At 73.6% G+C, this 14,168-nt stretch carries 13 protein-coding genes; 2 read left to right on the forward strand and 11 right to left on the reverse strand.

Annotated elements, in window-relative coordinates; translation table 11 throughout:
* Positions 1-53 precede the first annotated feature (53 nt).
* The 9 genes from ACFWU6_RS03415 to ACFWU6_RS03455 form a co-directional block, all read right to left on the reverse strand.
* Positions 54-1,064 (reverse strand): metallopeptidase TldD-related protein, encoded by a 1,011-nt coding sequence (locus ACFWU6_RS03415; protein WP_383799561.1) that lies wholly within the window; start codon positions 1,062-1,064, stop codon positions 54-56.
* Positions 1,057-2,193 carry an aKG-HExxH-type peptide beta-hydroxylase gene (locus ACFWU6_RS03420; protein ID WP_383978071.1) on the reverse strand — a complete coding sequence of 379 codons (1,137 nt, stop codon included), beginning with the start codon at positions 2,191-2,193 and terminating at the stop codon, positions 1,057-1,059. Before ACFWU6_RS03420 ends, ACFWU6_RS03415 begins: the two co-directional genes overlap by 8 nt.
* Entirely contained in the window at positions 2,184-3,011 is an 828-nt protein-coding gene (locus ACFWU6_RS03425) for a JmjC domain-containing protein (protein WP_383978073.1), read from the reverse strand. Before ACFWU6_RS03425 ends, ACFWU6_RS03420 begins: the two co-directional genes overlap by 10 nt.
* Before the next feature lie 29 nt (positions 3,012-3,040).
* Complete coding sequence (locus ACFWU6_RS03430) at positions 3,041-3,877, reverse strand: hypothetical protein (protein ID WP_383978076.1); 837 nt, start codon at positions 3,875-3,877, stop codon at positions 3,041-3,043.
* Positions 3,867-4,802 carry a DUF692 family multinuclear iron-containing protein gene (locus ACFWU6_RS03435; protein WP_383799549.1) on the reverse strand — a complete coding sequence of 312 codons (936 nt, stop codon included), beginning with the start codon at positions 4,800-4,802 and terminating at the stop codon, positions 3,867-3,869. The genes ACFWU6_RS03430 and ACFWU6_RS03435 overlap by 11 nt, the downstream gene beginning before the upstream one ends.
* Positions 4,802-6,796, reverse strand: coding sequence for a B12-binding domain-containing radical SAM protein (locus tag ACFWU6_RS03440; RefSeq protein WP_383978079.1), 1,995 nt, complete (start codon positions 6,794-6,796; stop codon positions 4,802-4,804). Before ACFWU6_RS03440 ends, ACFWU6_RS03435 begins: the two co-directional genes overlap by 1 nt.
* Positions 6,793-8,058, reverse strand: coding sequence for a hypothetical protein (locus ACFWU6_RS03445; protein ID WP_383978082.1), 1,266 nt, complete (start codon positions 8,056-8,058; stop codon positions 6,793-6,795). The genes ACFWU6_RS03440 and ACFWU6_RS03445 overlap by 4 nt, the downstream gene beginning before the upstream one ends.
* Positions 8,042-9,499, reverse strand: a complete 1,458-nt coding sequence (locus ACFWU6_RS03450; protein ID WP_383978085.1) for an MFS transporter — start codon at positions 9,497-9,499, stop codon at positions 8,042-8,044. The genes ACFWU6_RS03445 and ACFWU6_RS03450 overlap by 17 nt, the downstream gene beginning before the upstream one ends.
* Positions 9,500-9,607: 108 nt before the next feature.
* A complete protein-coding gene (locus ACFWU6_RS03455; protein WP_328923635.1) occupies positions 9,608-9,733 on the reverse strand; it encodes a hypothetical protein in 126 nt (41 codons plus the stop codon).
* A gap of 485 nt (positions 9,734-10,218) precedes the next feature.
* On the opposite strand from ACFWU6_RS03455, the gene ACFWU6_RS03460 reads away from it, so the two are divergent.
* Positions 10,219-10,893 carry a hypothetical protein gene (locus ACFWU6_RS03460; protein ID WP_383799536.1) on the forward strand — a complete coding sequence of 225 codons (675 nt, stop codon included), beginning with the start codon at positions 10,219-10,221 and terminating at the stop codon, positions 10,891-10,893.
* A gap of 75 nt (positions 10,894-10,968) precedes the next feature.
* On the opposite strand, the gene ACFWU6_RS03465 is transcribed toward ACFWU6_RS03460, so the two are convergent.
* On the reverse strand, positions 10,969-11,760 hold the full coding sequence (locus ACFWU6_RS03465; RefSeq protein ID WP_383799533.1) for a VOC family protein: 792 nt from the start codon (positions 11,758-11,760) through the stop codon (positions 10,969-10,971).
* Between the two features lie 174 nt (positions 11,761-11,934).
* On the opposite strand from ACFWU6_RS03465, the gene ACFWU6_RS03470 reads away from it, so the two are divergent.
* On the forward strand, positions 11,935-12,780 hold the full coding sequence (locus ACFWU6_RS03470) for a sulfurtransferase (protein WP_383978088.1): 846 nt from the start codon (positions 11,935-11,937) through the stop codon (positions 12,778-12,780).
* Positions 12,781-12,900: 120 nt separating this feature from the next.
* Here ACFWU6_RS03470 and sepH read toward each other — a convergent pair whose 3' ends face one another.
* Positions 12,901-13,959 carry a septation protein SepH gene (sepH, locus tag ACFWU6_RS03475; RefSeq protein ID WP_383799527.1) on the reverse strand — a complete coding sequence of 353 codons (1,059 nt, stop codon included), beginning with the start codon at positions 13,957-13,959 and terminating at the stop codon, positions 12,901-12,903.
* Between the last annotated feature and the right edge of the window lie 209 nt (positions 13,960-14,168).

The raw sequence follows: 14,168 nt of genomic DNA on the forward strand, positions 1-14,168 counted from the left end.
CCGTGAACAACTCCTCGAAGACCGCGGCCAGAACGGTCGCCCGCGTCCTCCCGTCAACCGCGCCCGACGCGGTCCCGCTCCCACCGGTCCAGCGGGCGCAGTACGCAGCGGTTCAGCAGCAGCGAAGGACTGATCAGGGTCGACCCGACCTCGCGGCCCTCCTTGACACAGGCGTACGGGGAGCTGTGCACCGCCACGTCACTGCCCACCGCGGCCAACTGGGCCGCCAGCGCGGACTTCCTCGCGCAGACCACCGCGGGGCCCAGGACCTCGTCCGTGACCCGGCCCGCCCGCACGCGGCGCACCCACAGCAGTTCGAGGACCAGCAGCCCGCGCACCGAGTACCCGCCGATGGCCGTGCCCAGCAGCCAGCCGTCGCCCATCCGCCGCAGCAGCTCCTGCGGTGCGTACGGCCCCGGCTCGACCTCCAGCACGCTGCACCGCGGCACGGTCGCCCCCGCCGCGCCCCGGCCGTGCCCGGTGCTGCGGCCCCCGCTCAGCGATCGGGTGGCCCCGTGGGTCAGCAGGCCCGTCCAGCGCCCTTCGGTCAGCAGCGTGACCGTACGGGCCGGGGTCCCCTCGTCGTCCCGCCGGTAGCTGCCCGCGTACGGACGGGCCCCGGGCCGGTCGCGGACCGTCACCGGGGCCGGGCACCATCGGTCGCCCAGGGCCCGGTCGGCCGGGTCCGTCCGGGCCAGGTAGTTGTCCGCCTCACTGGTGTGGCCGAAGCACTCGTGGACGAACACCCCGGCCGCGTCGGGGGAGAGGAGCGCGGCGCCCGACAGCGGCCCGGTGAGCGGCGCACGGGTGGCCAGCAGGGCCTGGTCGGCCCGCAACCGGTCCACCCCCCGCCCGATCTCCGCGGCCACGAAGGCGCGGTCGTAGGCCGCGACCCCCCACTGGGCCGTACGGCCGTGCCGTGCGGGGCCGAGCGTGATGTGGAGGCGTACCAGTCCGTCGTCCCGTTCCGAGAGGGAGATCTCCGCCTGCGGGCCGAGCAGTTCCGCGGCCTTCGCGAGCGCTTCCCGGATCGGCCCCGCGGGGGCGTCACCGGCGTCATCCACGGCTCAGCCCGCTGATCGCCTCGCGGCAGCCCGCCATGAGCCGCTCGCCGGCCGGCGTCAGTTCGGCCGCCTCCAACAGGTTCTTCTCGGCGGTCCGCAGCTGTCCCGCCTTCTGGAGCAGGTAGCGCTCCAGACGGTCCCGTTCGACGGGGTCGCCCTCCGTCGACCGGTAGCGCTCGGCGGCGTACGCGTCGTTGATGAAGGACAGGATGCCGTGCAGGATGTGGCCGAGCGGGCGTTCGGCATCGACGAACGGCGAGTAGTGGGTCGCCCTGGGATTGCGCGTCAGCGACACGCAGTCCAGTACGCCGCTGAAGCGCTGGTGGGTGGCCTCGTGCACCAGCGACTGGGCCAGCATGTACGCGGGACGCTCGCTGGTCAGGACCAACCCGCGCAGCCCGTGCACGCTGAAGTTCAGGGGCTTGAGCCCGCGGTGCCCGCCCAGCGCGGCGAACGCCCGGACGTCGGTGGCGACCACGGCCAGCCCCTCCGGCCACACCTCCGCCAGGATGTCCGCCGCCGACTGCAGGCGCGCGGCGAAGGCGCGGGCGCGTGCCGGATCGAGCCGGACGGCCGCCTCGTCGCCCTCCGAGGCCCAGTCGAGCAGGAGCGAGCCGTGCGCCGGACCGTCCCCGGTGACCACCGGCGCCGGGGAACCGGCCGGTCCCGGCGCGGGGGAACCAGCCGGTCGTGGCGCCGGGCGGCCACCCGGACGCGGCGCCGCGGCGCCGGCCGGTCCCGGCCCGTCCAGCCGTACGAAGGCGTGAGCCGCGCCCGGATCGTACGCCAGGCAGTCCGCGAGCAGGCGCAGCAGCCGTGCGGGGTCCGCGGACCCGGCCTCACTGCGCCAGATCCAGCCCGTAACCTCCGGCCGCAGCGCCCAGTGCAGAGCGGCGTCCACGTCCATCGCGTCCAGCAGTTCCCGGACCGCCGTCAGCGCCGGGTCGGAGCGGTGCTCCCCGTCCAGGCGCTGGACCGCGCGCAGCGCCCGGACCAGGTACTGCCGGGCGACGACCCGGTTCAGCCGCGCATTGGCCGCGACGGCCTCCGGCCCCTCGGCGAGCACGATCAGCGACAGGTCCGGCAGCCCCGCCGCCGACCTGTCCGCCGCCAGATCCCTCACGCGCACGGCTGTCCCCCCGCGCTCTCCCGGGACACGGCCCGCAGCGCCCGCACCAGCGCCGCCTCCAGCCGGTCGGGGTCGGGGCCCCCGTGCGGCAGCGGCTCCCACCATGCCTCTTCCTCCGACAACCGGCGCAGCAGCGGCCGGAGGTACCGGTTCAGGGCGGACTCCGCGTTGTAGGAGAAGGAGACGCTCACCGAGCCGCCCTCCCGCGGCGACGCCGCTTCCGTCCCCTGCGTTCCCTCGTGCGGGGCGAACACCGGGAGGTACAGCACGTCGCCCGGCATCAGCTCGACCTCGAAGGGCGCCCCGGGCAGACGGCCGGCGGGCACGAAGCCCTTCGTCTCCAGCATCCGCTTGCGCTGCCGCTCCTTCGACGTGTGCTCCGGAAGGCCCACCCGCCAGTTCTTCGAGCCCCGCTGCTGGACGACGAAGTTGTCGCTGTGGTCGAAGTGGCAGCCGATCCCGGCGCCCCCGCCCCGGGTCACCGACAGGTCGGCGGTGCACTGCTCCCAGCCGAAGAGCCCGGCCAGGGCCTTGCAGGCGTCGGCGAGTTCCAGCAGGACGTGCTGCGCCTGGTTGACGAACAGCACTTGGCCGTCCTCGCGCCGGTGCACGTCCGCCCGTCCCTGCGGCTCCTGCGCCAGTCGCCGTTCCAGTGCGTCGACGTCGGACCAGTCCAGGGCGGGGGAGAGGAAGGCGTCCCCGCAACCCCGCCACACCACGGGCCGGCGCCGCCAGAAATCGCGGTAGAAGAGGCCGACGTCCAACTCCCGGCTCTCCACCAGCCCCGCCCCCGTCTTCGCATCCGATCCGTCCGTCACGCCCGGTCCACCCCTTCCGACGCTCCCGCTCATCGCAACCCCCAGGTACGCAGACGCTTCTCCAGCGACTCGCGGACGGCCGGCGCGAGCTCGTCGCCGCGCCCCGTGAGGACCGCGACGAGCGCACCGAAGACCGCCCGGCTGCCGCCGCCCACGACACAGCGGCCCGGAGCGGCGAGATACATCGTGGGGACCAGGCCCCATGCGGCCGGCGCCCCGGCGTAGTCGCGGAACGCGCACAGCGTCCCCCCGTGCACCGCGGAGCCCGCCAGCCCGACCTCGAAGGTCGCACCGGCCCCGGTGGCAACGGCCTGGGCCACCGCCACGGCCGCCTCGTGGTGGGCGAGCGGCTCCACCCCGGCCGCACCGCCCAGCGCACCGGCAGGCCCGAACAGCGGGGACTGCGCCACGAAGCGGTGGAAGCACTCCGGAAGCAGCCTCCCCCGCCCCGCACAGGAGAAGGGAACGTCCCTGAAGTCCTGGAACTGCGCGGAGGCGATGAAGAGTTCGGCGATCTCGTTGGGGGTGCGGCCGGTGCCCTCGCGGACGGCCTCCAGCGTCCGGGGGAAGATCCGCCCCAGGCCCGGACCCGTCCCGGTCCCGCCGCCGACCACCTCCGAGCGGATGTTCCGTCCGACCAGGGCCAGCTCCCGTACGTCCACCCGCGCGAAGGCGGTGACCAGGTCCGCGTCGAGCCCCAGCTCCGGATGGGAGGGCCCGCCCTCGATGAAGGCGGTGCGCACCGCCTTGTCGTGCAGCAGCCGGTCCAGCAGGCGCAGGATGCGCTCGTGGCGCCCCGCGTCCGCCGGGTCGGGCGTCGACACGGGCAGGGGGTCACGCGGCACGGGCAGGGGATCACGCGGCACGGGTCTCCTCCTTCCACGCCCGGACCATGGAGAAGAGCCGCTCGGCATTGGGCCGGGACTTCGGCACGAGCTCCCCGGCGGCGTCGAAGTTCGGATCCTCGTACGTGACGCCGGCCAGACGCGGCATCCTCGGCAGGAGGTGCTCCAGCAGGGTCAACTGCTCGTCGAGCAGCACCCCGTGGTGCAGGTCCCGGAAGCGTCCGTCGACGATCTGGCAGCCCGACAGGTGGACCTCGTGGCAGCGGTCCAGCGGGAGTGCCTCCAGCCCGTCGAGCATCCGCTCCCCGGTGCGCCCCATGAGCCACTGGTAGGCCAGGATGTGCCCGATGTCGATGGTGGCGAGCGCGCCCGTCTCGCGGATCACCGTGTCGAAGAACTCGAAGGCGTCCATGGTCCCCACGAGGAAGCTGCCGCCCTCCGTGAAGCCCGGGAACTCCACCGACAGCGGTGCGTCCAACCGGTCGACCCATTCGCCGACGTGGCCGACGCAGCGCCGCAGTCCCTCCGCGGTCAGGACCGGCGGCATCGGGTACGGCAGGCTCCGGCCGCCCAGCGACCAGATGCCGAGGTCCTCGATCACCCAGCGGAACCCGTAGCGCGCGACGAGGGCATTGGTGAAGTCCGCGACGGCGGCCTTGTCGTAGCCCTCGGGGCTCCCCGTGTTGAGCATGGTGTGGTGGAACGCGCGCGGACGCCCCGTGCCGAAGAGCTCGAAGAGCCGGTCGTAGGCCGGGAAGTAGCGCTCCGGCTCCAGCGGCCCGTAGTCGATGGGCTGGAAGGCGACGAACATGTAGTCGTACTCGCCTGCGCTCCGCCCGAGGAACGCCGTCACCTGGTCCGTGGGGCGCCCCTCGCCGGCCTTGTCGAAACCGATCCGTTCGCCCCAGACGAGGTCCATGCCCAGGCCGAGTCCCAGTTTCTCCATCAGGAGACCCCCTCCGCTTCGGGTTGATCCAGAACGAGCAGTCGTTTCTCCACCATGTGCGACAGCCAGAGCCGGCCCTCCGGACCCTCGGCGGTCAGCCGCCCGCCGGCGGTGCGCTCCACCCCCGGCGGCACGGCCGCCATCCGGGGCCAGGCGACATCGGCCAGGAACCACCGGTCCCGTACGGCGTCCAGCGCGACACCGAACCGCGGTCTCGCGCGGGCCCCCGCCGCCGTGGCGGCCACCGGGGCAGGCCCGTTCCCGCCCGCCGCCTCCGGGCGCCGTACGAGGTCGGGCCGGCTCGCCCGCTCCGCGTCGGGCACGGCCTCGACGGCCATCCGCAGCAGCCGCTGCCGGGCCTCCTCGGTCGCCGTCCCGTCGAGCAGGGCGCCGCCGACGCGTCCGGCGGCGAACGCCAGGCCCTCGTTGGTGATCAGGTACTCGTCGTCCGGCCCGGCCCGCCGGCTCTCCCACAGGTGGCTTCCGGGCTCGGCGACCAGCAGCTGCATGGTGTCGAGGCCCATGTCCTCGGGGTGGCGCTGAATGGTCCGGACGGTCTCGCGGTACCCCTCGGCGGCGGCCGGATGGGCGAAGCCGTCCATGAACGACAGGTTGATGGTGATCCCGGCCGCGGTCAGGTTCCCCACGGCCAGCTCCGCGTGCCGGGCGTCCTGGCCCTTGCGCAGGGAGTCGAGGATGTCCTGCTGGGCGGTTTCGTACCCCGCCGACATCTGCACGCAACCCAGGTCGTACAGCCTCTTGCAGAACTCCGGGTCGGCCAGCTCGGGTTCGAGGCGGGCCCGGACGCGGAAGGTCAGCGAGGCGCCCCGGTCGCGCACCGCCTGCATCACCCGGAGCAGGTGCCGCAGGCCGGTGTTCTCGTCGGTGACCGCCACATCCGTGATGCCCAGCCGGGCGGCGAGCGCGACCAGGTGCGCGGCGGCCTTCCGCGGGTCGATCTGCTGGAAGGCGCGGGCGTCGAGGTAGCGGTTGCCGTACGAGCAGAAGGTGCACTTCCCCCAGAAGCAGCCGAGGGTGAGCCGGTACGGGAACTGGTGGGCCTGATTGCTGTAGTCGTCGAAGTCGAACTGGCCGAAGTCCGGCATCGGCTGGTCGTTCAGCACGAAGCCGTCCGAAAGTCCCGCCGCCCGCTGCTCCGGCTCCGGCACCGGTCCCGGCTGAGGCTCCCGCTCCGGCTGTGGGGTGGACGGCAGGGGACCCGCGGCCGGAGCGCCCAGGACCTTCGCGAGGTAGTCCTCGCCGTGCCCGAGGCACCAGTCGTCGACGTGCCGCGCCGCGGCGACCTTGTGCCGCAGCGCCTTCTCCCACATCTGCACCGTCGGCCCGCCGACCATCGTCCGCAGCTCGGGGCGCCGCCGCTTGAGCAGCGTGCACAGGGCGAGGGTGGGGACGAGCTGGCTGAAGAACGGCACGGAGAAGGCGATGACCCGGGGCCGGTGTGCGTCCAGCAGTCCTTCGAGGTGCTCGGTGCTCCAGCGGGCCGACCAGCCTTCGGTACCGGCCCGCACCAGCTCGTCGAGACGGGACATCAGGATGGGGCCGGGCAGGATCCATCCGTCCCGGGCGGCCTGCTGGGTGACGTAGCGGACGGCCGCACGGATCGCCACCTCCTGGTCGAAGCCGGAGGTGCGGTCGCGGGACCGGTCCAGCAGCAGCTGGCCGTGCTGCTCCCGGTAGCGCTCGGAGAGGCGGCGGAACATGTCCTTGGCGGGGGGCGGCGGCCCCCCCTCGTCGGACGCCGGCCGTCCGTCGTCGGACCCCGGCCCCGCGTCGTCGGACCCCGGCCGCCCGGAGGCCGCGCTCCGGCGCAGGGCGGCGGCCCGGTACCGGAGGTTCAGATCGCAGCAGACCACCCCGTAGCCCTGGGCCGTCCACGCCGCGGTGAGCTGAGGCAGCGCGAGGTACGGAAACTGCACGGCTTCGCTCACCGGGGGCATCACCAGCAGGACGTCGCTGCCCGAGCCGCCCGTCATCCCCGCTCCACGTCCTGCTGGGCAGCGCTCCGGGGGGCGGTCAGCGCGCCGATCAGCTCCAGCCGCCCGCGCGCCGCCGCCGCGGCCTCCCGGTCGCCCGCGTGCTGGGAGAGCGTCCGCAGCGTGCGCCACACCCCGGCCCGCAGGGGCAGCTGGTCCGCCAGACCGCGCAGCTCCTCCAGGGCCGGGCCGGGACCGTCGAGCCGCGTGGTGGCGCGGACCGACATGATGCGGGCGTGCATCGCCAGGGTGTCCCGGCCGTCGATGGCGATCGCCTCGCGCAGCCAGTCCCTGGCCGTCCGGTGCCCGCCCCGCGCGTAGTGCGCGATACCGATCTTGTACGCGAGCCAGCTCGACCGGTAGCCGCCGGCCACGGCGCGCTCGTAGCACTCCTGCGCCTCGGCGGGGCTCTCGGAGGCGAGGGCCAGACCGCGCAGCGCGGTCGTCACGCCGGGCGCGGCCTCCGTGCCGCTGCCGCCGCGTCCGGCCCTGTCCGTACCGTCGTCCGCCGGCAGCGGGTCGCCCCGGTGGACGGTGAGCAGCAGGTCCTCCGGCCACGGTGTCGAGGGCAGGAAGGAGGAAGTGCGGGCCCGCAGGCCCAGGTGCGCGGCGACATCCGCCCCGACCCGGCGGAACTCGTGGGGCAGGAAGCCGGACCGGGTCGACCAGGTCATCGCCGACAGCTCACCGCCGCAGGCGCCGACCAGCCCGGCCAGGTCCTCGACGGAGTGGTCCGGCCGCCCGTGCTCGTCCATCAGCCAGTCCAGGTCGATGTCGACCACGACGTCGCCGTGGACGTGCGCGGCGAGATGCCGGGTGAGCAGGTCGGGCGGTACGACGGCCAGCCGGACTCCGCACAGCCGGACGCTCAGGCAGCAGTCGGCCATCCGGGGCTCGGCGGTGGCGCCGCCCGTGGCGACCAGGGAGACGGAGTCCACGGCCGTCGCCGCCCAGCCCTCGTGCGAGGTCCAGCTCGGCACCCACACCAGCTCGGTGAGTCCGCCGGCTATGGCGGCCGCCGACCAGAAGTCGTCCAGCCCGAAGGCGCCGGGTACCCCCCGGACCGGAAGCCTCCGCAGCAGGCCGGCCGGGTCCCGGCCCTCGGCGGCCGCCCGGCCGAGGGACTCCTCGCCGCCCGGCGCGAGTGGTTTGAGGTCGAGGTGGCGGTCGAAGCAGACGACGGTGCGGTCCCGGTAGAGGCCCTCGGGCCAGAGGGCCGCCACCTCGCCGTGCTCCTCGAAGAGGTCAACGTGTCCGGACATCCTTGGCCTGTTCCGCGGAGCCGGCCTCCGCTGGTCGCGTGTGCGGCTCCCGCTCCGCGTCGGAGCCGGCGTCCTCGTGCGCGGACGGAACCGGACGGGACCCGAAGCGGCGGGTGTCCGGGCTGAGCATCGTCAGGGCGGTGGTCACCAGGACGAGGGCGCCAGCCCAGAGCATGATGGCCTCCGCGTCGAGGAAGCGGAGCAGTGCCGCGCCCAGCAGCTGGCCGAGCGGCAGCGAGGCGAAGGAGAAGAAGAAGTCCGCGGAGAACGCACGGCCGTGCAGCCGCTCGGGGACCTCCCGGCGCAGTCCGGCCATCTTCACGACGTCGAAGGCCTGCTGGCCGATCCCGCCGACGACGAAGGCGGCCGTCAGCAGCAGCACCGACTCGGTCAGCACGGGCGCCAGCGCGGTCACGCCGAACAGGCCGAGCAGACCCAGCGCGTACAGACCGCGACGGCTGCCGCGGATTCGGCCGCCGAGGAAGGCGCCGGCCACCGTTCCCGCCGCGAAGGCGCCGAGGACCAGTGCGTAGACGCCGGCGCTGTGCTCCCGCTCGATGATGAGCACCGGCAGGGCCACCATCCACGGTCCGACGGCGAACAGGACGTGCACCACGGCCAACAGCTGTACGTAGCGCAGCCAGCGCACCCGCCACAGCACGGCGAGTCCGCCCAACGCGGAACGCAGCAGCGGCTCCTGCGGTTCCTCCGGCTGCCCAGCCCCTTCCTTCTCGGCACCCGCATCGGTACCCGCACTGCCATCCGCATCCGCATCCGCATCCGCCTGGGCCGGCCCGGCCGGATGCCCCACGGACTGCGCCGCGTGCTTGCCGCCGGCCCAGCGTGTGGCGGCCGCGGAGAGACCGAAGGCCACGGCGGCGGCGAAAGCGCCTGCCGACGGGCTGAGCAGTGCGATGAGTGCGGCGGCCAGCGTCGGCCCGACGATGCCCGAGGTGTTGCGCATGCCCTCCAGCAGTCCGTAGACGGCGGTGACGCGCTGCTCCTCGGCTTCCTCGGACAGGGGAGGGGACTGCGGGTCTCGCACGGGCAGGACGCGGGGGGCGATGACGAGCAGCGCCGGTTCGCTCACCGCCTCGCAGAGTCCGATCACGATCGCGACCGTCAGCACGACCGCGTCCAGGCCTCCGTCCCAGAAGAGGGCCAGGGCGATCAGCGCGATCACCCGGGTGGCATCCGCACTCACGGCGGCCACGACCGGATTGACACGGTCCAGAAGAGCGCCGCTGAAGAGAACCACACCACCCAGCGCGAGAAATCGGGCCGCGAACGCCGCCCCAATGGTCTCTGCCGGAGTACCCGCCTGCGCGGCGGAAACAACGACGATGATGGGGAAGAGCGCATCACCGAGTAGGGAGACCGCCTGCCCGAAACAGAGAGCCGCGAAGCGTCTTTGGCCGAGCAGATCAAGATAGATTCTCACGGAGAGCCGGAAGCCTTTCTCGCGCTGAAGCAGGCCGCCGACCCCGGGCGCGCCGAGCGGTAAAAAGCCTGCTCAGGGCGGTGTACGGGGCCGACGGCCGGCCTAGAGTCAGTTCCGGAAACGGAACGCGTGGAACGCCACGCCCTCGTCCAGGTCCTCGGCCTCGAGCACTTCGAGGCTGTCGAGGGACTCGATGTCCTCGATGAGGTTCTGCTCGTTCGTCGACTCGCCCATAATTCCTCCACATAAGGAAGGTGGAACCCGATAGGCGGATACCTATCGGTGGAGCGATAACGATTCTATGGAGCCCGCTTCACGCCAGTAAAGGGACGAATCGAGTTTGGCTGGAACGCCGTTCGGAACGGAAGATTCAATATGTCGTCGACTGGCTGACCTGGGTCGACGGAAATGGAACTGGAATGTTGCGTTTCATATCGGCCGCATCTGGCTTGATTGCGCCTTGAGTAACGGCTGAGCCCCGGCGCCGACCGGCGTGAAGAAGCCTCCGCCCGCCCGTGCGCCCGCGCCGGCGCGCGACCCGCAACTCACCTACGGGCAGGGCCGGTTCGAGTGTCTTCTATGATGCGGTGATCATCATCGTCACGGGGGGCGACACAGTGAATCCGTACCGGCCGGCACCCGCACGTCCATCCGCGCGCCCGCCCGCCTCCCCACCGGAGCGCAGGCCCTTCTGGATCCGCGCCGTCCGGTCCCCCTTCGTGCTCGCGTCGCGCATCCACCGGCCCGACCTCGACGGCCGGATCGTCGACGACACCATCCGGTGGGCGCAGATCGCCCGTACCGCCATCGGGCTGCTGGCCGGCAGCTGGCTGGTGCTGTCCTACCCCCTGAGGGAGGGGGCCGGCGGCGTGGTCGACGACAAGTTCACCGAGGTGCTGGCCGCCGCCGGGCTGCTCCTGGTGATCGGGCCGCTCGCCCTGGCCGCCTTCGTGTTCTCCGCCCGCCCGCCCGGCCCCGCCTTCTACCGGGCCCGGCTGCGCGGTCCGGCGACCGCCGTCGGGTCGCTCCTCGCCACCGTGCTCGTGATGTCGTTCGTCCTGCCGCACGCCGCCGTCCTGCTCGGCCCGTTCTCGGCGGTCGCGGCCCTCTTCCTGTTCCCCTTCGCGCTCGCCTCGGCCGTGCTCTGCGTCCACTACGCCTTCCGCACCGCCGAGGTCCACGAGGTGCTGCCGCCGCTGCTCTCGCCCGTGCTCGTCTGGTGCCTGTTCGTGGTCCAGCTCTTCGACGACGCGCCCGTCGACGCCCCGCTCGCCGTGCGGGTCCTGGCCCTGATCGCGCCGCCGCTCTCGGTGACCGCGCTCTCCCTGTGGGAGCTGCGCCGGCTGCGGACGCGCCACGGGATCACCGTGCGCCTGGCCCTCGGCCGCCGCTAGTGCTGTGACCGGCCCGGCGGACGTATCCGGCCGCCGCCCGTGCGGCGCCGGGCCGGCGCCGCCGCCGAGCCCGGCTCAGTCGCGCCGGCGCGACTGCACGACGGCGAAGACGGCTCCCTCCGGGTCGGCGACGACCGCCAGCCGCCCGCTGGGGCCGTCCCGCGGCGGCTCGACGATCCGGCCGCCCAGCTCCGCCACCCGCTCGGCGGCGGTATCGGCGTCCTCGACCTCGAAGTACGCCATCCAGTGCGGCCCCCGGTCGTGCGGCAGCGAGCGCCCGACTCCGTGCACGGCCGCCACCGGGCGGCCCTCCAGGTACAGGGTCAGGTAGTCGAAGTCGTCCGAGGCGGTGGCGTGCGTCTGGGTCTCGTGGCCGAAGACGTGCTCGTAGAACTTGCCGACCGTCGAGGCGTCCTGGGTGACCAGTTCGTTCCAGACCGGGGTGCCCGGCGCGCCGTGCATCCGGGTCCCCATCTGGGTCTGCGCCTGCCAGATCCCGAAGATGGCGCCCAGCGGGTCCGAGCAGATCGCGACCCGCCCCGCGATCCCGGCGTCCAGCGGCCCCACCGCGACCGTGCCCCCGCAGGAGCGGATCGCCTCCGCGGTGGCGTCGGCGTCGTCCGTGGCGAGGTACGTCGTCCAGGCCACCGGGAGGTGCCGGTCCGGCGGCATCTCGCCGATGCCGGCCACCTCGTGGCCGTCCAGCAGGGCGCGGACGTACGGTCCCAACTGCTCCGGGCCCGGTGCGTACTCCCAGCCGAACAGATCCGCGTAGAAGTCCGCGGTGTTCCCGAGGCCGTGCACCATGAGGCTCACCCAGCACGGTGTGCCGGGCGTGCGCCGCGTTGCCTTCGCTGCCTCGGTCATGTCAGCCGTCTCCTCCGTCGTCCCGCTTGCCGGTGCTGATGCTTCCACTCCGGAGGGCTCGGCGCGCCCCGACCGCGCCGCATCCGGCGGCGCCGGGACGAGATGACCGGATAGGGTGCCCCGCCGTTGACGGGTCCGGGACGCCGGTGCCGGGCGGGGAGGAATATGGGCCGCATGACTGCGACATCTGCGATCCTCTCCGCCGCCGAACTCAGGAGCGAGCTGGCCGGTCCGCGGCCGCCCGTGCTGCTGGACGTCCGCTGGCAGCTCGGCGGCCCCGACCAGCGGCCCGCCTACGAGGCCGGGCACCTGCCCGGCGCCGTCTACATCGACCTTGACCGCGAACTGGCAGGTCCGGCGGGTTCGGGAGGCCGGCACCCGCTCCCCGATCCGGAGGCCTTCGGGGCGGTGATGCGGCGGGCCGGGGTCACGGCGGACACGCCGGTGGTCGTGTACGACGGCGGCCAGGGCTGGGCCGCCGCGCGCGCGTGGTGGCTGTTGCGCTGGACGGGGCACCCCGATGTGCGGGTGCTGGACGGGGGGCTGGCCGCGTGGACCGCGGCGGACGGCGCGCTGTCGGCCGACCGGGTGACTCCCACAGAGGGTGATTTCAAGCCAACTCCGGGTGCGGCGGGGCTGCTGGACGCGGACGGCGCCGCCGAGCGGGCGCGTGCCGGAGTGCTCCTCGACGCCCGGGCGGGGGAGCGGTACCGCGGCGAGGTCGAACCGATCGACCCCGTCGGCGGCCACATCCCGGGCGCGGTGTCCGCGCCGACCACCGAGAACCTGGGCCCGGACGGCCGCTTCCTGTCGGCGGCGGAGCTGCGCGCCCGGTTCGAGGGGCTCGGCGTCACCGAGGGGACCCCGGTCGGGGTGTACTGCGGCTCGGGCGTGTCGGCGGCCCAGCAGGTCCTCGCGCTGGAGGTGGCGGGCATCGCCTCGGACCTGTACGCGGGCAGCTGGTCGCACTGGTCCTACGACCCGTCCCGGCCGGTGGCCACCGGTCCGGAACCCCAGTAGCCACAGCCGAACAGCCACAGCCGAACAGCCAAACGCCGAACAGCCACACGCCGGACAGCGGAACGGCGGACGAAGCGCCCGGGTCCCGGTGCTCCGGGCCGGGCGCCGTCCGCGCCGGCGCTACTCCTGCTTCTTGCGGCGGGTGCCGAAGACGATCTCGTCCCAGCTGGGCACCGCCGCGCGGCGCCCCGGGCGGACCCCGTCGGCCTCGGCCTGGCGGTCCGTGGTTCCGGTGAGGCGGTCGCGGTGGCCCGCCACCGTGCGGGGCATCAGGACGTCGGCGTACGCGGAGCCCGCGCCCGCCGAGGCGGCCGGGGCCGGCGGCTCCTCCGCCTCCGGCTCTTCGGCCGGGGGCTCGGTGCGGTCGGGGACCACCAGGTCGCCGCGGAAGCTCGGGACCGCCTCCAACAGGCTGGTCAGGGTGTCCCGCTCGTCCTCCGGCTCCGGCGCGGGCGCCGCCCTGCTCTCGACCCGCTCCAGCTGGCGGTCGAGGGCGCGGTCCAGCGGCCGGTCGCGCGGCAGCCGCGCGATCCTCGGCACGAACGGGAAACTCGGCTCCGGGGTGGCCGGCAGGTCGTCCGACTCGCCGATCAGCGAGCGCGCCTCGTCGTCCACGGCCACGACCAGCCGGCGCGGCGGGTCGTACGTCCAGCTCCCCGAGTGCGGCTCGCCCGCCACCACGTAGACGAGCAGGACTTCCCACGTGCCGTCGTCGCGGCGCCATGAGTCCCACTGCACGGACTCCTTGTCGGCCCCGCGCAGCGTCAGCCGCTCCTGCACGGCCTCGCCGAGCTGGGGTCCGGTGCTCTCGCCGGGCCGGCGCACGGGTGTCTTGCGGGCCCTTTCGGCCATGAACGCGCGCTCGGCGAGGACGGGGCCCTCGAACCGGCGCACCCGGTCGACGGGGATGCCGGCGAGTTGCGCGACCTCCTCCGCGGAGGCACCGGCCCGTATGCGGGCCTGGATGTCACGGGGGCGGAGGTGGCTCTCCACCTCGATCTCGATCTGGTTCAGGCGCGCACGGTCGTTGCGTACGGCAGCGCGTAGACGCTCGTCGATCGGAAGCGTGTACTCCGTGCTGTCCGCAGCCTTGAGCACCAGTCGTGTGCCGTCATTGGAGACGGCCACGACACGCAGTTCGGGCATGGGGACCTCCCGGGTGGTGCCTGCCGACGTCACGTGCGTCGCTGCTTCCGCTAGTCGAGTGTGGCCTGCCCGGGTGCAGCCTGCCACAACCTTGCCGAGTTAAACCGGCGTGTCGGGCATGCGCCCTTGATCGCCGACATGGCACGGTTACCTGTTGGGCACGCACAGTGACCGGATGATTACTGTGCGCAGTAGGAGCCCGTGCAATACCGCGGCATCACCGGTCTTCGAGTGCCGTCTTC

The organism is Streptomyces sp. NPDC058674 (genome assembly GCF_042716505.1).
GTDB lineage: Bacteria > Actinomycetota > Actinomycetes > Streptomycetales > Streptomycetaceae > Streptomyces.